Annotated in this window: 20 protein-coding genes; 6 read left to right on the forward strand and 14 right to left on the reverse strand. The window is 43.9% G+C overall.

The annotated features are described in order from the left end of the window. From B067_RS0106135 to rimK, 3 genes are read right to left on the reverse strand one after another with little or no spacing between them, the layout of a single operon-like run. Positions 1–495, reverse strand: coding sequence for a mechanosensitive ion channel domain-containing protein (locus B067_RS0106135; protein ID WP_019529191.1), 495 nt, complete (start codon positions 493–495; stop codon positions 1–3). Between the two features lie 2 nt (positions 496–497). Next, positions 498–1,529 (reverse strand): succinylglutamate desuccinylase/aspartoacylase family protein, encoded by a 1,032-nt coding sequence (locus B067_RS0106140; protein ID WP_019529192.1) that lies wholly within the window; start codon positions 1,527–1,529, stop codon positions 498–500. Between the two features lie 9 nt (positions 1,530–1,538). After that, on the reverse strand, positions 1,539–2,444 hold the full coding sequence (gene rimK / locus B067_RS0106145) for a 30S ribosomal protein S6--L-glutamate ligase (protein WP_026244461.1): 906 nt from the start codon (positions 2,442–2,444) through the stop codon (positions 1,539–1,541). A 188-nt stretch (positions 2,445–2,632) separates the two neighbouring features. Here rimK and B067_RS0106150 point away from each other — a divergent pair, with 188 nt between their 5' ends. Further along, on the forward strand, positions 2,633–2,851 hold the full coding sequence (locus B067_RS0106150; protein WP_019529194.1) for a hypothetical protein: 219 nt from the start codon (positions 2,633–2,635) through the stop codon (positions 2,849–2,851). Here B067_RS0106150 and B067_RS0106155 read toward each other — a convergent pair. Beyond that, complete coding sequence (locus B067_RS0106155) at positions 2,835–3,671, reverse strand: LysR family transcriptional regulator (protein WP_019529195.1); 837 nt, start codon at positions 3,669–3,671, stop codon at positions 2,835–2,837. The two genes, B067_RS0106150 and B067_RS0106155, sit on opposite strands and share 17 nt — an antisense overlap. An 81-nt stretch (positions 3,672–3,752) precedes the next feature. After that, complete coding sequence (locus tag B067_RS0106160; RefSeq protein WP_019529196.1) at positions 3,753–4,718, reverse strand: hypothetical protein; 966 nt, start codon at positions 4,716–4,718, stop codon at positions 3,753–3,755. A gap of 297 nt (positions 4,719–5,015) precedes the next feature. Between B067_RS0106160 and B067_RS19770 the strand changes: the two genes are divergently transcribed. Next, a complete protein-coding gene (locus B067_RS19770; RefSeq protein WP_019529198.1) occupies positions 5,016–6,359 on the forward strand; it encodes a tetratricopeptide repeat protein in 1,344 nt (447 codons plus the stop codon). Positions 6,360–6,522: 163 nt separating this feature from the next. On the opposite strand, the gene B067_RS19775 is transcribed toward B067_RS19770, so the two are convergent. The 6 genes from B067_RS19775 to B067_RS0106200 form a co-directional block, all read right to left on the reverse strand. After that, on the reverse strand, positions 6,523–6,912 hold the full coding sequence (locus B067_RS19775) for a rhodanese-like domain-containing protein (RefSeq protein ID WP_169335551.1): 390 nt from the start codon (positions 6,910–6,912) through the stop codon (positions 6,523–6,525). Between the two features lie 190 nt (positions 6,913–7,102). Then, a complete protein-coding gene (locus B067_RS0106180; RefSeq protein ID WP_019529200.1) occupies positions 7,103–8,455 on the reverse strand; it encodes an aminotransferase in 1,353 nt (450 codons plus the stop codon). A 128-nt stretch (positions 8,456–8,583) separates the two neighbouring features. After that, positions 8,584–10,119 carry a CoA-acylating methylmalonate-semialdehyde dehydrogenase gene (gene mmsA, locus B067_RS0106185; RefSeq protein WP_019529201.1) on the reverse strand — a complete coding sequence of 512 codons (1,536 nt, stop codon included), beginning with the start codon at positions 10,117–10,119 and terminating at the stop codon, positions 8,584–8,586. Positions 10,120–10,415: 296 nt separating this feature from the next. Next, positions 10,416–11,885, reverse strand: coding sequence for a MocR-like pyridoxine biosynthesis transcription factor PdxR (gene pdxR / locus B067_RS0106190; protein WP_019529202.1), 1,470 nt, complete (start codon positions 11,883–11,885; stop codon positions 10,416–10,418). Between the two features lie 148 nt (positions 11,886–12,033). Continuing rightward, a complete protein-coding gene (locus B067_RS0106195; RefSeq protein WP_019529203.1) occupies positions 12,034–12,381 on the reverse strand; it encodes a hypothetical protein in 348 nt (115 codons plus the stop codon). A 1-nt stretch (position 12,382) separates the two neighbouring features. Then, positions 12,383–13,720 (reverse strand): sulfite oxidase, encoded by a 1,338-nt coding sequence (locus B067_RS0106200; protein ID WP_019529204.1) that lies wholly within the window; start codon positions 13,718–13,720, stop codon positions 12,383–12,385. Between the two features lie 319 nt (positions 13,721–14,039). On the opposite strand from B067_RS0106200, the gene B067_RS19780 reads away from it, so the two are divergent. The 4 genes from B067_RS19780 (at position 14,040) to B067_RS0106220 (ending at position 17,353) form a co-directional block, all read left to right on the forward strand. Continuing rightward, positions 14,040–14,702: a glutathione S-transferase family protein gene (locus B067_RS19780; RefSeq protein ID WP_019529205.1), complete on the forward strand. Its 663-nt coding sequence runs from the start codon at positions 14,040–14,042 to the stop codon at positions 14,700–14,702. Positions 14,703–14,816: 114 nt separating this feature from the next. Further along, a complete protein-coding gene (locus B067_RS0106210) occupies positions 14,817–15,923 on the forward strand; it encodes an MFS transporter (RefSeq protein ID WP_169335552.1) in 1,107 nt (368 codons plus the stop codon). Further along, positions 15,907–16,188: a glutaredoxin domain-containing protein gene (locus tag B067_RS0106215; RefSeq protein WP_019529207.1), complete on the forward strand. Its 282-nt coding sequence runs from the start codon at positions 15,907–15,909 to the stop codon at positions 16,186–16,188. Before B067_RS0106210 ends, B067_RS0106215 begins: the two co-directional genes overlap by 17 nt. A 133-nt stretch (positions 16,189–16,321) precedes the next feature. Next, the gene (locus tag B067_RS0106220; protein ID WP_019529208.1) at positions 16,322–17,353 is read left to right on the forward strand and encodes a YeiH family protein; all 1,032 of its coding nucleotides are present in this window, start codon (positions 16,322–16,324) and stop codon (positions 17,351–17,353) included. Positions 17,354–17,498: 145 nt separating this feature from the next. Here B067_RS0106220 and B067_RS0106225 read toward each other — a convergent pair whose 3' ends face one another. From B067_RS0106225 to ald, 3 genes are all read right to left on the reverse strand, one after another. Continuing rightward, positions 17,499–17,903, reverse strand: coding sequence for a rhodanese-like domain-containing protein (locus B067_RS0106225; RefSeq protein ID WP_019529209.1), 405 nt, complete (start codon positions 17,901–17,903; stop codon positions 17,499–17,501). 40 nt (positions 17,904–17,943) lie between these two features. Beyond that, positions 17,944–18,294: a rhodanese-like domain-containing protein gene (locus B067_RS0106230; RefSeq protein WP_019529210.1), complete on the reverse strand. Its 351-nt coding sequence runs from the start codon at positions 18,292–18,294 to the stop codon at positions 17,944–17,946. Positions 18,295–18,931: 637 nt separating this feature from the next. Further along, positions 18,932–20,053, reverse strand: coding sequence for an alanine dehydrogenase (ald, locus tag B067_RS0106240; protein WP_026244465.1), 1,122 nt, complete (start codon positions 20,051–20,053; stop codon positions 18,932–18,934). Positions 20,054–20,191 lie beyond the last annotated feature (138 nt).

Here is a 20,191-nt window from a genome sequence, read left to right on the forward strand (position 1 = left end):
TTAGCTGTCCTTTTTAATGGCTATAAGATTTTGAAAAACCATAGTTGTTGGCATAGTGAGCTTATCACCATCCGCCATTTCTAAAATCAAATGAAACAAGGTAATCTCTCGCAATACCCCCCCTACACATTTCTCTCTATCCTTATCCCAGATAATGATTTCATCACCAACTTTATAAGGGAAGAAAAAGAAAATAATCACACTGGCTGTTAAATTACTTAATATGGACCACTGTGCAAATAAGGCAATACCTATCACCGCAAAAACCGATGATACAAAAATATCGACATCCGCAAAACCCACACCCAGTGTTGCCGCCACGATAATAGCTACGGTACAAAATATAAAAAATTGAAAGGTTTTTTGTAATTGAAAAATGCGGCTACTACCCACTTCTTTAGCAACGCCTAACTTTTCTATCCATGACGCCGACAGCGCATTTATACGCAAGCCCACAAACAACACCGTCATAATAACTAATAACTTAATAATCATACTTAAAACCCAGTATTGTCATCAATGGTTACGGTGAGGTTATCTTGCAATATACCTAAGTTCTCTACCACACCATCATGTTGTTTAAAATAAGCCACGTGATACATGGCCTCACCCTCTTGCGCTAAGGGGATATTTTGTTTACCAATAATAATACCCTCCACAGGGCTTTTTATGGTATCGATTGTTTTGCCATAAGGGTCTGATATTACCGCTAACACATCACCTTCTTTGACATAATCTCCTAATACCTTTCTATGGGACATCACGCCACTATCCGTTGCCCGTACCCATGTGCTGTTGTGGGCAATAAACGGCTCTATTGGTGGTTTTTTAGAACGCGTTTTACGTAACATATCTAAGTGGCGCATTACATTAATAATACCCTTCACGCCCGCTCTAATGGAAAACTCATCAAAGCGTAACGCCTCACCGGCCTCATAGAGCAACATGGTTACACCCTCCTCTGCTGCACTACCACGCAACGAGCCATCGCGCACATCGGCATTAAGCAAAACCGGCACACCAAACGCATAAGCCATAGCCTTGGTGGCTTCGTCGGATAAATTAGCGCGAATCTGCGGTAAGTTAGTACGGTGTATAGCACCGGTATGCAGGTCTATACCGTAATCACACTTAGCCACCACTTCATTTAAAAATAGCTTCGCTATGCGCCCAGCTAAAGAGCCGCGCGAGGAACCCGGGAATGAGCGATTCAAATCTCGCCTATCGGGCATATAGCGGCTTTGGCTTAACACCCCATACACATTCACCATAGGCACAGCAATTAACGTACCTCTAAGGTTTTTTATGGATTTGTTATTAATTAAGCGGCTAATAATTTCTATGCCATTAATCTCATCTCCATGTATGGCCGCACTTACCAATAATACTGGCCCATCCTTTTTACCCCGCTTTACATAAACAGGGATAGGCATAGGGGTATCGGTATAAAGATGAACCGAAGGAAGATCTATCTTTATTTCTTCACCGGGCTTAATAGTGTGCCCGGCTATAATAAGTTCTTTAGCCATGATTAATAATCAGCCCTTGCCTTTCGTTTTAGTTTTATTAGGCTTTGCATCTCTTTCAATAAAATCAAAAACCATTGTCGCTACATCTTTTTTAGTGGCGGCCTCTATACCTTCCAAACCTGGCGAGGAGTTAACCTCCATGACTACAGGGCCGTTATTAGAGCGCAATATATCAACACCGCACATATTTAGGCCCATTATTTTTGCAGCTGAAACCGCTGTCTTTCTCTCGGTAGGTGTTAATTTCACCAGCTCGGCGGAGCCACCACGGTGTAAGTTGGAGCGGAATTCGCCCGCGGCTGCCTGACGCTTCATCGCCGCCACGACTTTATCACCAATGACTAAACAGCGTATATCGGCACCGCCGGCTTCCTTTATATACTCTTGTACCAAGATATTCGCTTTTAAGCCCATAAAGGCTTCAATAATGCTTTCCGCAGCCTTTTGGCTATCCGCCAACACCACGCCTATGCCTTGGGTACCTTCCAGCAGTTTAATCACTACTGGCGCACCGCCGACATTTTTAATTAAGTCATTAATATTATCAGGGTGATGGGCAAAGCCAGTGCGTGGTAGGCCCACGCCTTTTCTGGATAGCAATTGCAAGGAGCGCAGCTTATCTCTAGAACGGCTAATAGCCACCGACTCATTAATTGAAAAAGTGCCCATCATTTCAAACTGCCTCACCACTGCCGTACCGTAAAAGGTAACCGAAGCCCCTATACGTGGGATAACCGCATCGTAGGCGGGCAATGACTTACCCTTGTATCTAACGCAGGGCTTGCTACTGGTGATATCCATATAACAATGCATGGTGTCTATCACATCCACTTGGTGTCCAAGCGCCGTTCCTGCCTCCACTAATCGGCGAGTAGAGTAAAGCTTTGAGTTCCTGCTGAGTATCGCTACACGCATAATTATTCTCCATTATAGGGGGCAAGTTAAAATTTTGCGGAGTCTAGGGTTAAGCGCACTCCGTGACTAGTATAATAGTCCGTTTTCCATCAATATTTTTTATTTAATACCACAAAAAATAATTGTTTTACAGGGCCAGCCTATATAGCGCATATTTCAGCCACTAAACCTGATTAAGAACTGAAATTATGAGTGATTATATCGATACCGATAGCACGAATGATGATGACTATAAAAACTACGAGCCCAAAAACGATAGCCATACAGACCCTCTCACCAATGCCGATCGTATGCGCCTGCTCACAGCCAGACGCCGCAGGGTTGAGGATATTCAGGAAGAGCGCAAACTTAGGGATGAATTAGGCCTATACGACGAGGCCTTTAATACCACTAAGATTGCAGTATAGGTAACAGCTGCTCTATCAACTCCAAACGCTCATTATTTGATCGGAAAATAATAGACACCTCTCGGCCAAAGCTGGGGGCGGCATCTACTAGCTGCATATTGGCTACGGTTGTCGCCTCCACCATGGTCTGCGGCAAAAACGCCGATGAGGGGCACTCCCGCATAAACGCCTCGGCAATAGACGCCATAGTGGTATAGAGTATCGCTGGCGCAGCCTCGCTAAAACGCTTGGCGTGAAACATGTTAAACGCCGTCCCCCAATCTACATAGATATAACTTTCTTTCAGGGCATTTTTGGCGCTGACTTCGGGAATAGTACTCGCCAACACCAGCTTCAACTTACCCGCTGAAGCCACCGTCAATTCAGGCATGCTAGGCGCATCAAACAATATCGCCACATCCAATGCACGCTCCATCACCATGCGTAACAAATCATCGGCGCCATGTACTTCTGAACGCAAAGACAGCTGCGGGAAAGCGCGGTAGATGGCCGCCAACTTATCCTGATATGCGTAATTCCATAAGCCCGCGGTGGCACCTATGCCTAGTTGATCCTTTTTGGTAGTTTTTAAAGCGACATCTTGGCGCGCGCGATTCCAAGCCAGCAACATGGTTTCAGCATGGGTGATCAGGCGCTCCCCCTCTGCCGTCAACTGTATATTGTTGCGCTTACGTATAAACAGCTGCACCCCAAAATACTCTTCCATTTGCTTCACGCGGGCGCTCACCGCCGCCTGAGTAATATAGAGATTATCGGCAGCCTTACCAAAATGGCGGGTATTTTTAACTTCTAAAAACGTTTTTAACAGCTCTATATCCATAAGGAACAACCAACCCCTCAGCTTATTATCTACTTTAGTGTGGCAATATACCGGCCTATAGCCAAGTTACAAGCCCGATGACTATTTTGCAGCCATCAGCCAGTGCCTGACGCTATGCTGCTCATGGCTATAAACCCAGCGCGCCAGCACAGCCATCACCAACAGCGAAAAAAACAAGCGCACCCACAGCACCACGGCGATATCAGCCCCCAGCAGCATAATTAATAAGGTATCTTCTATAAGGCTATGGCATAGCGCCAAAAAGCCAAAGGCTAGGAATATATCTCGCGGGCTGAGCCGGCCGCTAGCCGCTTCCCGTATCAATAGCGCACCACCAAAACTCAAGCCCAGGGTCACGCCTATAATGGTGGTGTCGGCAGCGCTGTTGTTTATTTTTAATAAGCGCAGTAACGGCGACATCAGCCAGTGCATTAAACGCTCTACCCCCAGCAGCCGCAGTATTTTTAACAGCGTCATTAAAGAAGCAATAACCACAAAAATCATCAGATAGGTTTTTAGCTGCTCTAGCAACCACAAGGCTAAGCTACTCTCTACCACCTCGGGCTGCCATAGCAGCACCGCAGCCTGCTGGCAACAATCACTGCGCTGATAAAACAGATTGAGCAACACCCCCAGTAGCATGGCGCCGCCTATACGCAGCAACAGTGTTGCCCACAACTTAACGCCCGCTTTTTTAGCAATGGCCGCCTCCACCGGCAGGCTATGCGCCAACAGCATCATCGCCCCCAGAGTGGACACCTGCGCCACGCTTAAGGGCTCGGGCCCCATCAGCTCATAAAACACTATCATGCCCGCATAAATATTGGTGCTCATGGTCGCCGCCCACACCAAGCCCATAGTGTCAGGCAAACCCACTAAGGCCATCAGCGGTGATAACAGCAAAGCCAGCCACTCTATAGCACCCACTATCGTTAAGGCCTTCACCACCAGCGTGACAGGAATCATGATTTTCATTAGAGTGAGGTAGACAGCGATAATATCTACCGCTAAGCGCTTAACTTCCGCAAAAAAACTCTCTGTACCCATCAATACCCCATGCCTATGCCCATTACATACATCAAAAAACGATCAACCAGTCTACTATACAGAGCCTAAGCAGCTCATATGGCGCTAAAAAAACCAAAACCCATCGTTTTTCACTACCAGCAAGCGCCATTAGTATCAGAGCTTCGTCATAACCATCGTATCTGGTCCTACTCTCCATTAGGCAGGTACGCTAATTTAGTAGGCAGGATACTCAACTACGCACACTTTCATACAAAGTATCCTAATTAAGAGAATTATAACGACTCTATATGCTATAAAAGTGGCTAAGGAACAAAGATGATGCTGAAAGATCAAAATGACCTAAATATAACAGCTAGCGACCCCAAATATGTTGCGCTATATGATGACGCTATAACTGAACTTGCCCATTTTAGAGATCCCTCTAACATTATTGAAGGCCTACTTGAGCAATCACCTCATTTCGCCATGGCCCATATACTTAGCGCCTACCTCTATTTACTCTCCACCGATGAAAATGATGCGGCCGCAGCCAAACAACACTTAGCCCTTGCCAACGCAGCAGCCCAAGACAGCGCCATCAATGAGCGCGAACAAAAGCATCTAGAAGCCTTAAGCGTTTGGTTAGATGGCAATATGGAAAAAGCCTCCTTTATATTGGACAGCTTATTAATTGACTACCCCCAAGATATGCTGGCCTTGCTTATTGGCCACCAGTTAGATTTTTTCCTGGGGCACGCCCAAAACCTAAAAAACCGAATAGCACGATCACTACCCAGCTGGGATAAATCCCACCCTTTGTACAGCTTTGTATTAGGTATGTATGGTTTCGGCTTAGAAGAAGCTAGAGAATATAATCGAGCTGAAGATATAGCTAAACAAGCGGTAGCCTTAAACCCCAAAGACGTCTGGGGCATACATGCCGTAGCGCACGCTTTAGAGATGCTAAACCGCTATGAAGAAGGCGCTAAGTACATGAAGCAACGCAAGCAAGACTGGGGCGAGAATAATTTTTTCATCCCTCATAACGCCTTGCACTTAGGCTTATTTGAATTAGAGATGGGCGACGTTAAAGAAATATTGGCACTCTCTGACACCATGATACATAACGCCTCTACCGGTGAAAATCCAATAGTGTTATTGGACGGTTCATCGTTAATTTGGCGCTTTTACTTAGATAACGTTGATGTCGGCAAAGTAAGGCTACAAGCACTAGCCAGCTCATGGCGAAAAATTGCTGATCAAAACTTCTATTCGTTTAACGACGTGCACGCAGTCATGGCCTTTGTTGCCGCCGATGACTTTAGCTCCGCTGAAAAAGTTATACAATCGCAAAAAACGTTTTTGAAAAACAATAAACCCGGCATTAGTTATTACCACATGACCAAAGAGATCGGCCTACCTATATCAGAAGCACTCTACGCATTCGGCAAAGGCAACTACCAAGAATGCATTAATAAACTTATGCCTATAAAAAATACTATCCACCACTTTGGTGGCAGCCATGCCCAGCGTGATGTTTTTGCCAGAACCTTAGTAGAAGCCGCATTCCGCTCTAAAAACAAACTACTGGCGCAAGCGCTACTGAGCGAAAGATTAGAAGAAAAGCCACAAAGCCCATACAACTTAATGAAAAAGGAAAACCTGGCATTAATGGCATAATATAACAGTGGAATTATAAGGTGATGTTACAAGGACGTAATACCACCCGCAGTATAAATACTATACTGGCGCCAACCAAGGGCAGCAGAGCATACAAAAACTTACATCATAAAATAGCGCTATTAACTTAGCTCACCAGCTTTAAAAAAATTACTGTAAATTTTTATAGATAGTAATCCAGCCAACCTGTATCAATAACAGCCCCCGTTTTATCACATCTAAGACCGAAGAATCCGCCGCGCATATTCACCACACCGCTAAAGCCGGCATTAAGCATAAGCTCACAAGCAGCTAAAGACCTAGCGCCAGACTTACAAGCTACCACTATTAAGCTATCTCTCTCAAATACAGCTGCTATATCAGCAATAAAATCGTCATTTAATTGCTCTTCAATTGTTATAGAAAAATATAGCGGGATATTAACTGAGCCACCAACATTACCTTCGGAGAACTCTTCACGGGTTCTAACATCCAAATAACTATAATCATGACTGTTAATAAGCGTTTTTGCCTGTACTGGTGTGACACTAGATACAACATGGGGATATTTCATGATCATAAATACCTGCGGTAATTAATGTAATGAAAAACTGGAGGATAAAAAGACGCACAAGCGGAATGAGTACACTTGTGCGTAAAAATTTGTGACCGCTCGCATAGAGCATAATCACAAAAGGGAACTAGTTAATAGCAAATGGTATTTGTATACCTATTGACCTGTCGTGTTAAAAAATTATCGAAAGCTATGCCGAAAGCAGCTTATTGCTGCTGACAAAATCCATAGTGTCGTCTAGAGCCTTGGTGAATTTCTCCATCATTTCATCAATTTGCGATTCAGTGATTATCATAGGCGGGCAGAAAGCGATAGCCGAACCCGCCACAGAGCGAATAATCAAGCCGTGATTTTGGCAAGCTTGTTGAGCAAAATTGCCAACAGCTCCGCCCTCAAAAGCCTGACCAGTAGTTTTATTGGCCACTAGCTCTACCGCGCCAATCAACCCCCTGCCTCTCACCTCACCCACTAAGGGGTGGCTATTGAACTGCTGTAATCTTTTTTGCATATAGTCACCCATAGCCGCAGCATGGCCAAAAATACCATCGCGCTGGTATATTTCTAAGGTTTTTAACGCTACCGCACAAGCGACCGGGTGACCGGTATAGGTGTAGCCGTGCGCAAACATGCCAGCCTCGGCACTAGCATCGACCATGGCATCGTATATATCACCACGAACTACAGCCGCGCTAATAGGGATGTAGGCAGACGACAACTGCTTTGCTAAGGTCATTAGCGCAGGTTTTTCAATATTCATGGTAGTTGAGCCAAAGTCATTACCTGTTCTACCAAAACCTGTAATGACTTCATCTGACCAAAACAAGATATCGTGTTTGTTTAAAACAGCCTGAACCTTTTCATAATAACCACTAGGAGGAACAATAACGCCACTACCACCTGTAATAGGTTCGGCAATAAAGGCAGCAATACTATCTGCCCCTTCCGCTATAATGAGTTTTTCTAAATTAGACACTATGCGGTTAACAAACTGTTCTTCGCTCTCACCAGGTTTTGCACCGCGATAATAATGCGGCGCATCTGTGCGAAGAATACCTAAGGCTTCCGTAGGCAAACTGAAATTTTGGTGGAACAAAGGCAGGCCTGTTAATGATGCCGACGCCACTGTCACCCCGTGATAGGATCTTTCCCTAGCAATAATTTTATATTTCTTAGGTTTACCAATAGCATTAAAATAATAGCGAATTATTTTGAACAAGCTATCGTTAGCATCACTACCCGAATTGCCAAAAAAAACTTTAGCATTATCTACCGGCACCATATCTGCTATTTTATCGGCAAGATCACGGCCTATTTTATGTGTTTTCCCTAAAAACATATGAGAAAACCCTAGCTTACTCATATATTCGTGTGCGGTATCCGCTAACTCTTTATTGCCATAACCCAGCGACGTACACCAAAGACCCGCCAGACCTTCCAGATACTTATTACCTTCATTATCATAGACATAAACGCCCTCACCACGCTCTATGCTAAGCTGCTCAATATTTTTAAGATTATTTTGAGGATAAAATACAGAACTCATTGACACACCCGCCCATAAAAAATATTAGGCCTAAATTAGTTATAATCGATGAATGGCTGTGATAAACACAGCCATTCATAGTGAATTGGCATCCATGCAATAGCGCATTATTCTGACACTAAGTCAGTTTAACTTGCCACACAGCTTCTCACAGAAGAGTCACCACTAGCCTTCGGTGAATTCTCACCTTTAGGGTTGACTGTGCGAATGGTAGCCACCTTATTTTGAGTAAAAAATTCAATGCCATCTTTACCCTGAACTTTATTAGTGCCCACTAGAGAGTCTTTAATGCCACCGAAAGGCAAGTATGGGTGAGGTGCACAAACACCCACGTTAACCCCTACCATTCCAACATCGGCTTCGTCGATAAACTTCTCAATGTAATACGCATTTTGGGTGAAAATAACAGCACCATTACCCATGGTTTGTTCACCGATTAACTTTAATGCACCATTAATACAGCCCACACGCATAACACTTAACACAGGGCCAAACACTTCCTCTTTGGCCAATGTCATACAAGGGGTTACATCGGTAAAAATGGTTGGCCCTACGTAGTAACCATCTTTATTTTTACTAGCGACAGATGGGTTTCTACCATCAAGCACCAAATTAGCGCCTTCTTTAATGCCAATCTCTATATAATCCTCAATACGCTTTTGGGCAGCTTGGTTAATAACAGGCCCCATAAAGACATCGGTATCAAAAGCATCACCAACCTGTAAATCTTTTGAGGCTGCAACTAAGCGCTCTACAAATTCATCGTAAATCTCATCAACAACAGCCAAGTTAGAAACAGCTAAACAACGCTGACCTGCTGACCCATAACCCGATATCAGAATATTTTCAATCATTAAGTCCATAGGTGCGTCTTCCATCGCTACCAAGTAGTTTTTAGCACCACCTAATAACATTACACGCTTACCATTACGGCCACAGGCTTCTGCAATAGCTTTTGCCGTTGGCGTAGATCCAACTAGGCAAACGCCAACTACCGCTGGATCCTCATACCATGCCTCACAAATACTACGGTCACCATGAACAACATTAACAACACCTTTAGGCAAACCTATTTCATTCAACAAAAACATCATTTCTTGCATGAACAACGGAGAATCTGTTGACGGTTTGTAAACAAAAGTATTGCCCGTAGCAATCGCATAAGGAATAAACCAGCCGAACACTAAGGCGGGGAAGTTAAAGGGTGCAACACCACAAAAAACACCCATAGACTGTTTAACAACACGACCATTAATATTATTAGCTATACCTTGTATAGTTTCACCTTGGATCAGCGCCGGCACAGAACAAGCCATTTGCACTATCTCTATTACCCGTCTCACTTCTCCGCGAGCTTCGGTAATATGCTTAGCTTGATCTATGGCAATAGAAACAGCTAAGTTCTCAAAATTCTCTTCCATCACATCACGTATTTTAAAGATAAAATCTATACGCTTAGGCAAAGGTGTTTTCGACCAGGTTTTATAGGCTTCAGCAGCACATTTTACCGCTTCTTTTGAAGCGTCCTGCGATGACATAGGCACTTCACCTATTTGCTCACCGGTCGATGGGTTAAACAGTGGCGCGTATTTCACATCACTCTCTACTACCCATTCACCATTGATATAGTTTTTCACTTTATGGTACTGATTAACAAATTTCATGGCTTAACACCTTTTTTTCAATGACCCACGCTTAATGAATTTAAGCGTGATGTGTACACTAAGATCGTTTTTGTAAACCTTAAGCATTAAAAAAATAGTATCGTTAATCCCCAGTAATCCATAGGACCAATTATTCAGTGTTTTTGAAAAAGCTGATACCACCCTTAGGAGCGACCCTAAGGGCTTAACCATTGCCAAGAAGGAAAATGATAGGTAGTACTACCTAAGCAAGTATCACACGTAAACAGAGCGCTAAGGATGCGAGAGGGGAAAGGTAAGAAAGGAGGTCTATTTTGCTAATAAGAAACACTGTTATTGATAATTTCGGCAAGTATTTTAATGCCTGATTCAATTTTATCTTCCGCGATAGACGAATAACCTAAGCGGAAATAGTTATGCTTTGGGCTATCATCTAAAAAAAACATATCGCCAGGCTCTATTAATACATCTTGTTTTTTGGCTTGCTCGAATAAGCGCTGACAATTTAGATTGTCAGGGCCTTTAACCCAATAAGATGTGCCTCCAAAAGTAGGTGGAACCGATGAGCCCGGCATATAGCGTCTTAACGCGTATTCCATGGTTTTCCAGCGGCCTTCATAGAGATCCCTTTGCTTTTTTACATGGGCATCGTAATAGCCACGCTCAAGAAATAGCGCAGCTGAGCGCTGGTTATTTCTGGGGGTATTACGTGAAATCAAGCGGCGCATGGCCTTCAATTCAACAATCATATCTCTAGAGGCAACCACATAGCCTAGGCGTAAGCCAGGGGCTAGTATCTTTGAAAAGCTGCCTACATAAATGACCCTGTCACATTCATCCATGCTTTTTAGTGAGGGTATAGGCCTGGATTGGAAGTTATATTCAGACTCGTAATCATCCTCGATAATAATAAAGTCATATTCATTCGCCATAGCCAATAGCTTTTTACGGCGCTCAATCGATAGCGTAACTGTCGTAGGAAACTGGTGACCAGGCGTAACATAGACACAGTCACAGTCTTTCAACTCATCGGATAAAATCAAGCCCCCATCATCTATAGCCAAGGTTTTAATGGTGGCACCATTAGTTTGCGCTATGTTTGCCGCATCAATATAGCCTGGGTTTTCTACACCAAATACCGAGTCATTATTTAATGCTAGGCTAGTAACCATATAAATGGCATTTTGCGCCCCCAAAGTAATCATTATTTCGTCAGGGTCGGCCCATACGCCACGCCTAGGTAAGATATGGGTATGCAGGTAATTAAGCAGTAGTGAGTCGTCTTCACCATGTATGTCAGGCGCCCATACTTTTAAAGACGAACTAGAAGAGGAGTCTTTTACACATTCCCTCCACTTAGCTAGAGGAAAACCCTCGGCATCAAACTGCCCATAAATAAAGGGGTATTTATATTTCTGCCAATCTAGAGGCTTAACAATATTGCGCTGCTTTGAAGGGGTGGAGTAAAGCCGCGTTTGCCAATCCACTTTACAGGGCGAAGCCGCGGGCTCTTTAGCCTCTAAAAAATTCCACTCTGTAATTTTAGGGTTGACGTAATAGCCACTGCGCTGCCTAGATACTATGTAATTATCGGAAGCCAGCTGCTCATAGGCCAAAATAACCGTATTTCTAGAAATCCCCAATAACTCTGACAACTTTCGACTGGAAGGTAGTGGCACATCTTCCGGAATATGGCCTTTAATAATAGCCTGCCCCAATTGCTCACAGATTTGCCGCTGTAGCGTTGTCTTACTATCGGGATCAAGTAATAAAAGGTGCATTGCCATACTGTTTTACCTATCAGTTATTGAAAACACTAAAGGCTTATTAAACCATATCCAGTGTAATGATAACGTTTTATACAAAAAGCATTGTTAACAAGTCCTTGCTTTTTAACTGCGATAACTAAGTTACAATAGCACGATCTAATAGCAATTAATCACTAGGCAATAATTCATCGGGGATCGGTTTACGCCTTCCTCCTACGACTGGGCTGTAGTTTTTTTCCAAATAGTTAAGTATGCCCTCTTCGGCCGGGCCTAAGGGCCAAAGATTTTGCGTTTGTTGCATCCATCGTATTGTTGCCAACCACGATTTTCGTGACATTCTATTTTGAGCAACGAGCTTTGCAGAGTGACAGGACGTGCAATGCATGGCAACCAACTCAACCCCTGCACCCATAATTAAACCCGTCTCTTTATAGAGGCTTTGCGCAAACAAGGATGAAGATTGAAACAGCAACGCAATTAATAATGCTAGTACAGGACTATAGCTTTTTTTCACCCTACACCACCTTAATAGCAATACGGTGGCAAGCGTTATTCAGATAGCCCTTGGGGTTCCAGCCTGGCAGCACCATGGGCTGGCTATGGCCATTAGTATCTGTAGCCCTAACCCATAATTCGTAATAGCCCTTTTTAGGAAACGACACTTGCTGCAACCAACGTTGCCAAGCATTGTGGTTCACCGCCGTATTGAGCTTAGCTTGCTGCCAACTTTGGCCAAAATCAATAGAGGTATAAACAGAGTCTATGGCGGCATCACCTGCCCATGCATGGCCACGCACAGCTAATGGTTTGTCAAGCTTATGGCTAATACCCGATTTTGGATAAGTCACTAAAGACTTAACCGGCATTTGATGAATAATACACATATCTTCATCAAGCACGGTGCTGCCAGGCGCAACGGGTTCACAGGGAACGCGATAGGCGTGGCCTAACATTTTCGCACCATCATGCACTTTATTGCGTATAGAGATACGCTCTAGCCATTTACCCGATGTAGATGCGGGCCAGCCACCGATGACCATACGCAGTGGGTAGCCATTCATTAAAGGTATATCTTCATCGTTTAGCGCCCATGCAATCATTGACTCTTGCTGCAAGGCTTTGGCTATAGGCACACCACGCGAAATGGGTTCTTTATCAGGCGCACCACTAATATGGGTATCCGCACCGTGATAGGCGACATACACCGCATCACTTTTTATACCGCAATCATTCAGCACATCGGCTAAACGAACGCCCGTCCATTTGGGGCAGCCTACGGCACCATTACCCCATTGATTACCTTTAGCTGGCGGATTGAATTCTGAGCGACCATTGCCCCCACACTCTAAAGTGAGCTGGTAACTAACTGTTTCAAACTTGGCCTTTAGCTCCGCTATGCTATAGGTTTTGCTCTTCAGCACAGACTCGCCATCAATGGTCAAAGACCAGCTTTGTGGGTCTGGGTTTACCGGAGGGATACCATTATTACGTACAAACAACTTATCTGCCGGCGTAATAGCGTCATCCAATAAATGCACCGGCGTTTCCGCATTGATAGGCCTATCATTAAGAATAGTCAAGCCAGGGTGCTTACCCGGGATGGTAAATGCCTCCGTCGTTTCAGCAAAAGCAGCAGGTATTAAACCGGCAGGCATATAACGGCCAAAGACTATTTCGCCACCGAGTAAAGCCCCCATGGCGCCCAAACCACTAAGAAACCCTCTACGTGTAAGCGGATCCGATCGACGGCCAAACACTTTTAGGTCCGCAGCCACTGCATCTTCAGCATAAAGCTCCCTGATACCTATTTGCTGACTGCCTTGCGTTATTGTTTTATCCGCTTGTTTTTTCATAGCCGCCTACCCATTTAATTAACACGATTTCAAGTAAGTAATCTGCAATTAGCTTATTTTCACTTTTAGATGCACTTATAAAACGATTACTAGTGATAAAAACCTATATAAATCGCAGGGTTAAGTTGCACACGACATAGACTAAACATCTTAATATTCAATGTGTAGAGCCAATTACCGCAAGCAACAGTTAGCAACTGGGCCTTCTGGAACACTTTTTAGCTAGCGTACTATGAGCTCACGTGATGGCTAACCAAGGAAAAGCTAATACCCCAGCCTAAACAGAGCCACTTAAACAATTATTAAAAGGCACGCAATAATGTATACGTTATATACCTGTAGTAAGGGCTATACCGATGAGCCTACCAGCCTAGCACCACAGATAGCATTAGAAGAGATTGGCGCGGACTATAACTTAGTAGAGGTCGATTTATTTGACGTGCCTGAGTGGTTTTATAAGCTGCACCCCCGCGGAAAAATCCCGGTATTAGCGGTTAGCCCTAGCGACCCTGCAGGCGAGCCCTTACTTATTTACCCCTCTACCGCCATATTGCTTTATTTGGCCGAGCAGCACCCTAGCTGCAAACTACTACCTGCTGCTGGCACTAACCAAAGAGCGTTAGCCTACAAATGGATGATTTATTTATCAGAAGAGCTGCAAGCATGGTTCATGATGGATTCATTTCCAGAAAGGTATTGTTTAGAAGAGTCACAAAAAACCATCATCGAGTCTAAAGCTGCGCTGCTTATCGATGAAGCTTGGCAAGAGATCGATAAAGAACTGGCTACACACCCTTACTTACTAGGCCAAAACTACTCCGTCATTGACCTTTTTCTGTATATGACGACTCGCTGGATACGACCAGAAATACATAAGCGCCTAAATCATTATCCTAATATTGCCCGCACCGTTTCCTTAATAGAGTCACGCGAGGCGGTTTTACGCACATTAAAAAATAATGATATGGCAGTTATTTCATAATAAAAAGGTCTAAACATGAGCATTGACTCAGTAATCAGTGATAAAAACTTAAGCATACCTAAACATAAAAACTTTTCTTGGGTGGCACAAACACTAAGCTACACCTTTTTAGGCATGGTGGGCTACTTTCCATTTATGGTATTGCCAGTAATAGTCACTGGCTTTATTGACCAACTACAGATATCGCAATCTTTTGCAGGCTTTATTGCCTCCGCAAATCTAGTAGGCGGCGCTATATCGGCTGTAGTCATGTCGCAAATTATTCATAAATACAGTTTGAAAAAAGTCGCTATTGTGGGCTTAAGCATTCTTGTTATTATGGATTTTTTATCATCTTTTATAGCCAATCCAGAGACATTACTCGTCATACGATTTTTTTCAGGTATAGGCATAGGTGTAGTTATATCAGCCGCGCTATCAGCCATTTCCAGAAGCCCTTATCCTGATGAAGGATTCAGTATATTTATAGGTACCTTGTTTGTTTTTAGTGGCGTGGGGATACTAGCATCGCCTTATCTACTTTCTGCTGGGGGGATGCAGGCTGTTTTTTTACTACTCTCCTTAATGGCTTTAATTGGATTACTCTTCACACCATCACTTTCCAAATTTAAACAAAAAAATGATTTCTGCCCATCATTTCTATCCTTTATAAAAAGAAAATCGGTATCTAAAGCCTTTGTTGGTTATGCCTTGTTTCAAGCAGCCAACGGCTCAATCTGGGCTTATGCCTTTGAGATAGGCTTAGCGGGAAACTTAACCGGATCCCAAGTAGGGATGGTACTAGCAGGTAGTTCTTTTTGCGGCATTGTAGGTATGGCTGCGGTACTATTTTTTCGAACCCGCTATGGCCGCGCAAAACCTATAGCCATTGCTATCATGATCCAAATAGCTAGCATCTCTCTTTTATTGAGTGAGTTTTCTTTCGCTACGTTTATTTTAGCTTTATTTTTATTTCAATCGGCATGGTCTAGCGTATCGCCTTATTTTAACGGCTTATTCTCTGACCTAGATCAAACCGGTCGCTGCGTTTCATTTGGCCTATCGCTAGAGCTAATTGGCCAGTCAATTGGGCCGGCCATCGCCGCCATTGTCATCATTGGCGGACTTAACGGGTCTATATACCTAAGTATCGTATTATATATAGCCACCATAATATTAATCACCCAAGCGGAAAGATCTTTGATTATCAAAAAGGCTATACCCGATGACACGCCCTTTTAAAAACCTTACACCAGGAAAAAAAATGACAGAGATATCCATTTACGGCAGGGCTGACTGCCCTTTTTGTGTTAAAGCCGTAACCCTAAGTAAAACCAAAGGCTATGATTATACTTTTTTTAATATCATTGAAAACAATCTTACTATGGACGACCTTAAAAAAATAACAGGCCGTGACGTTAGTACCGTCCCACAAATTTATAAAGATAAAGATTATATCGGCGGCTACAGTGAATTTGAAACATTAGAGATCGATAGCGACTCTTAATAAACTCTAGTTACAAAACACATCAGCACTTGGTGCAGTTAGCTATATTTATCAAAGCAATTGGCCCTAAGAGCTAAGTCCATTCAATGAGACAGTAGGCTTAGCATTTAACACGATTAATAGGGCTATCTTGATGTACACAAAAACTGTTTCAGCCATAAAACTTATTAGCTTTGATCGTGTAAAGCATCTTTTCCCAGGCATATTAATCAGTATAACTATTGCCATGGCGGCTCAGTTTCTAGCCAAAAACTACCAAGCACCTGTTATGTTGTTTGCTCTATTACTTGGCATTTCATTTAACTTCATTATGGAGTCGGATAAATGCCGAGCAGGGGTAGAGTTTAGTGCCAAGAAGTTATTGCGCATAGGTATTGTTTTACTAGGTATACGTATCACCTTAGAAGACATTATGTCCTTAGGCTACGCACCAATAGCTATGGTTGTTATAGGCGTTTTATGCACCATGATATTTGGCATAGTCATCGCTAGAGTGGCGGGTTTAAAAACTGAATTTGGCCTTTTATCTGGCGGCTCAGTAGCCATCTGCGGTGCGTCTGCGGCGTTAGCTATTTCCAGCATATTCCCCGAGAACGAGGAAAACAAACGCCTAACTATTTTTACGGTTATTTCTGTTACGGCGCTTAGCACCTTAGCAATGATAGTCTACCCACTTATTACCCAAGCCTTACATTATAACGATATTCAAAGCGGGGTGTTCTTGGGGGGAACCATTCATGATGTCGCACAGGTTGTCGGCGCCGGTTATAGCATCTCGGATAATGTTGGCGACCTATCGACCTTCGTGAAATTATTACGGGTAGCCACCTTAGTACCTGTGATCGTTATACTCAGCCTGTATATGCTACCCAGAAACAGCAGCAGCCAAGGTGCCGACATAAAAAGTATTTTCCCTTTATTTTTATTAGGCTTTGTTATTGTACTAACCGCTAACAGCCTAGGATTTATACCCAAAAGCTTACAGGAATTTATGACTACACTATCATCTTGGTTGTTAGTTATAGCCATTTCCGCACTAGGCGTTAAAACGTCATTGAAGGAAGTTTTCTCACTAGGCTGGGCACCCATTACCATGGTGTTAATGGAAACTATATTTCTTGCGGGGTTATTTATTGCCGGCATTTATTTTTTAGATATTCAGTAGTGTAAAAGCAGAGTAATACACAAGAGAATATTTAAACACCTATTTTATGATGCTCACAAGCGCATAAAATGATGGTAGCTTGCTACCCAAAAGGTCTTAAGCTGCCATCCCAATTACTATTCAATTTACGTTAAAGCCAATGACATTATACTTTTTCTTTACGCTGTGTAGGCGCACCCGCCTCTTTCCAGGCAGTTAATCCATCTACATATTGTTTAGCATTGATAAAACCCATTTCCACCAGCGTCTTAGTCGCCAGCGCTGAGCGCCAAGCTGCTGCACAATAAACTATCAACAGCTGTTCAGGGTTGGTAAAAACCTCTTTGTGGTAAGGGCTGTTAGGGTCAGCCCAAAACTCTAGCATACCCCGGGCACAATGATACGCCCCACTAATCATGCCATCACGCTCCAGCTCACGTACATCTCGAACATCTAAAAAAATGACACCACCTTGTTGATGCAATGCTATCGCCTGAGCCGTATTCACTTGCTCAATAACAGCTTCCGCCTCAGCAAGGTAGTCTTGGTAACCTTTAATTACATTATCCATACATCCCACACTCTGAATCAGCAATTATGCCTCAGTAGTTTTACAACTTAAGTTTTCTATATTTTAGAAACCCCCCGCTAATATACTGCGCATTAATATAGCCCATATCCTTTAAAGCACTTGCCGATAACGCGCCGCGATTATTAGCATTGCAATAACACATGATTAGGGTAGTTAAGTCGGGGATTTTACCCTCTATATCCATTTCTAACCTGCCTCGGCTAATATGCATAGAGCCATCTATATGGCCGCAGTCGCGCTCCTCTTTATCACGTATATCTAAAGCGACTGCGCCTTGCGCCACCAACTGGTCCACTTGCTCAGGCTGCACCGCCTGCACACGACCACAGGCGATGTCGGCCAGCTGTTGAAACTTTTCTGTATAAGCCATTGTTACTCTCTCATTAAAAATACGATGACCCATCACGTTACAACACAGCCTCTACAGCAACAACGTCCAGATCAAAGCAAATTTTGACCCATCTGGTTACATAGACATACTAGCTAGGCCTGCTATCAGCCAGCCAATAAACCCTAGACATCGCCGCTCCTGCGCAAAGCTGGCCCCGCGAGCATACGACCGCCAAGGACACCCAAGACACTCCTTGCAGTCGCGGGGTAGGCTCTGGCGGAAGTGCAGATTTTGCATCGTGACATGGATGTCACTTAGTAGAGCAACGCAGGAGCAGTTGCCGAGGAGCAAAAATCTGCCCGCACATCCTGAACATCGCCGCTCCTGCGCAGAGCCGGCCCCACGAGCAACGCGAGTGCACAGCGTGGCCCGCGTAGTGCTTTGGCCATTGGGTCTCCATACCCAAGACGTTTCGCAAAAAAATCCTGCTGCACGGGGCAAGCTTTGCGCCCGCGACAGGGCCTGCCCCGCGTAGCGCTTTGGGTATACTGTTCATCCTGAACATCGCCGCTCCTGCGCATCCATGCGCCCGCGGCATACAGCACATCCTGTGCATAAAAAAGCCGCCGTTACTTTCGTAACGGCGGCTCGAATAGACCTGAATGGCTAATCAGACTTATAAAGTCGCTAATGCGTCTTCAGGAGCAACGTAGTCGTAACCTAATACGTCAGCAACTGGCTTATAAGTAACTTTTCCACCTAGAACGTTCAAACCGTCCATTAGGTATTTGTCGTCTAACAAGGCTTGCTTAGCGCCTTTGTTCGCTAGAGTTACGGCGAAAGGCATAGTTGCGTTGGTTAACGCCATAGTAGCCGTACGAGCAACACCACCGGGCATGTTGGCAACACAGTAGTGAACTACGTCGTCTACAACATAAGTCGGATCTTGGTGAGTAGTGGCTTTAGACGTTTCGAAACAACCACCTTGGTCGATGGCAACGTCAACCACTACAGAACCTTTCTTCATCATTTTGATGTGCTTAGCAGAAACAAGCTTAGGAGCAGCAGCACCAGGGATAAGAACAGCACCGATAACTAAGTCAGCTTCAACAATCAACTGGTCCATGGCGTCAGCTGTTGAGTAAACAGTTTTCAAACGGCCACCGAATTCAGTGTCTAATTGACGTAGACGCGGCAATGAACGGTCTAGGATAGTAACGTCTGCACCCATGCCTATAGCCATATGAGCCGCTTGCGTACCCACAACACCACCACCAACGATTAATACTTTAGCAGGAGCAACACCAGGAACGCCGCCCAACAATGCGCCTAAACCACCTTGTGCTTTCTCTAAGTGGTGAGCACCTGCTTGGATAGACATACGGCCAGCAACTTCAGACATAGGAGCCAATAATGGTAGGCCACCGAAAGGAGAAGTAACTGTTTCATAAGCGATACAGGTAGCACCTGATTCGATTAATAATTTAGTTTGCTCTGGGTCTGGAGCCAAATGTAAGTAAGTGAACAATATTTGACCAGCGCGTAGCATTTTGCACTCAACAGGCTGTGGCTCTTTAACTTTAATAATCATGTCAGCAGCGGCAAAAATTTCAGCAGCTGTATCGATCATTTTAGCGCCAGCAGCTATGTATTGGTCATTATCAAAACCAATGGCTGCGCCGCCGTTGTTTTCAACCATAACTTCATGGCCGTTAACAACTAATTCTTTAACACCAGCAGGCGTTAAGCCTATGCGGTATTCGTGGTTTTTAATCTCTTTAGGTACGCCGATCAACATAAAAAATTCCTCAAAAATAGTAAACAGCAACGCACACATTGCATTGCGCCATGGTAATCGAAAATAATCAGTTGATTTATTATTAAATTACTATATTTTTAGTGCTTTCAACTAGCACATCTCAATGAAAAAGGTTTT

Origin of the sequence: Dasania marina DSM 21967 (assembly GCF_000373485.1) — a bacterium.
In the GTDB taxonomy this organism is placed as follows: Bacteria; Pseudomonadota; Gammaproteobacteria; order Pseudomonadales; family Dasaniaceae; genus Dasania; species Dasania marina.

Excerpts from the sequence above, each read along its gene's own strand:
- pdxR (WP_019529202.1), bottom strand. The coding sequence starts at position 11,885 with ATGGCAATGCACCTTTTATTACTTGATCCCGATAGTAAGACAACGCTA.
- B067_RS0106160 (WP_019529196.1), bottom strand. The coding sequence starts at position 4,718 with ATGGGTACAGAGAGTTTTTTTGCGGAAGTTAAGCGCTTAGCGGTAGAT.
- B067_RS0106180 (WP_019529200.1), bottom strand. The coding sequence starts at position 8,455 with ATGAGTTCTGTATTTTATCCTCAAAATAATCTTAAAAATATTGAGCAG.
- ald (WP_026244465.1), bottom strand. The coding sequence starts at position 20,053 with ATGTTGATCGGCGTACCTAAAGAGATTAAAAACCACGAATACCGCATA.
- B067_RS0106230 (WP_019529210.1), bottom strand. The coding sequence starts at position 18,294 with ATGGCTTATACAGAAAAGTTTCAACAGCTGGCCGACATCGCCTGTGGT.
- B067_RS0106220 (WP_019529208.1), top strand. The coding sequence starts at position 16,322 with ATGTACACAAAAACTGTTTCAGCCATAAAACTTATTAGCTTTGATCGT.
- B067_RS0106210 (WP_169335552.1), top strand. The coding sequence starts at position 14,817 with ATGGTGGGCTACTTTCCATTTATGGTATTGCCAGTAATAGTCACTGGC.
- rimK (WP_026244461.1), bottom strand. The coding sequence starts at position 2,444 with ATGCGTGTAGCGATACTCAGCAGGAACTCAAAGCTTTACTCTACTCGC.
- B067_RS0106140 (WP_019529192.1), bottom strand. The coding sequence starts at position 1,529 with ATGGCTAAAGAACTTATTATAGCCGGGCACACTATTAAGCCCGGTGAA.
- B067_RS0106200 (WP_019529204.1), bottom strand. The coding sequence starts at position 13,720 with ATGAAAAAACAAGCGGATAAAACAATAACGCAAGGCAGTCAGCAAATA.
- B067_RS19775 (WP_169335551.1), bottom strand. The coding sequence starts at position 6,912 with ATGAAATATCCCCATGTTGTATCTAGTGTCACACCAGTACAGGCAAAA.
- B067_RS19780 (WP_019529205.1), top strand. The coding sequence starts at position 14,040 with ATGTATACGTTATATACCTGTAGTAAGGGCTATACCGATGAGCCTACC.
- B067_RS0106225 (WP_019529209.1), bottom strand. The coding sequence starts at position 17,903 with ATGGATAATGTAATTAAAGGTTACCAAGACTACCTTGCTGAGGCGGAA.
- B067_RS19770 (WP_019529198.1), top strand. The coding sequence starts at position 5,016 with ATGATGCTGAAAGATCAAAATGACCTAAATATAACAGCTAGCGACCCC.
- B067_RS0106155 (WP_019529195.1), bottom strand. The coding sequence starts at position 3,671 with ATGGATATAGAGCTGTTAAAAACGTTTTTAGAAGTTAAAAATACCCGC.
- mmsA (WP_019529201.1), bottom strand. The coding sequence starts at position 10,119 with ATGAAATTTGTTAATCAGTACCATAAAGTGAAAAACTATATCAATGGT.
- B067_RS0106150 (WP_019529194.1), top strand. The coding sequence starts at position 2,633 with ATGAGTGATTATATCGATACCGATAGCACGAATGATGATGACTATAAA.
- B067_RS0106215 (WP_019529207.1), top strand. The coding sequence starts at position 15,907 with ATGACACGCCCTTTTAAAAACCTTACACCAGGAAAAAAAATGACAGAG.
- B067_RS0106135 (WP_019529191.1), bottom strand. The coding sequence starts at position 495 with ATGATTATTAAGTTATTAGTTATTATGACGGTGTTGTTTGTGGGCTTG.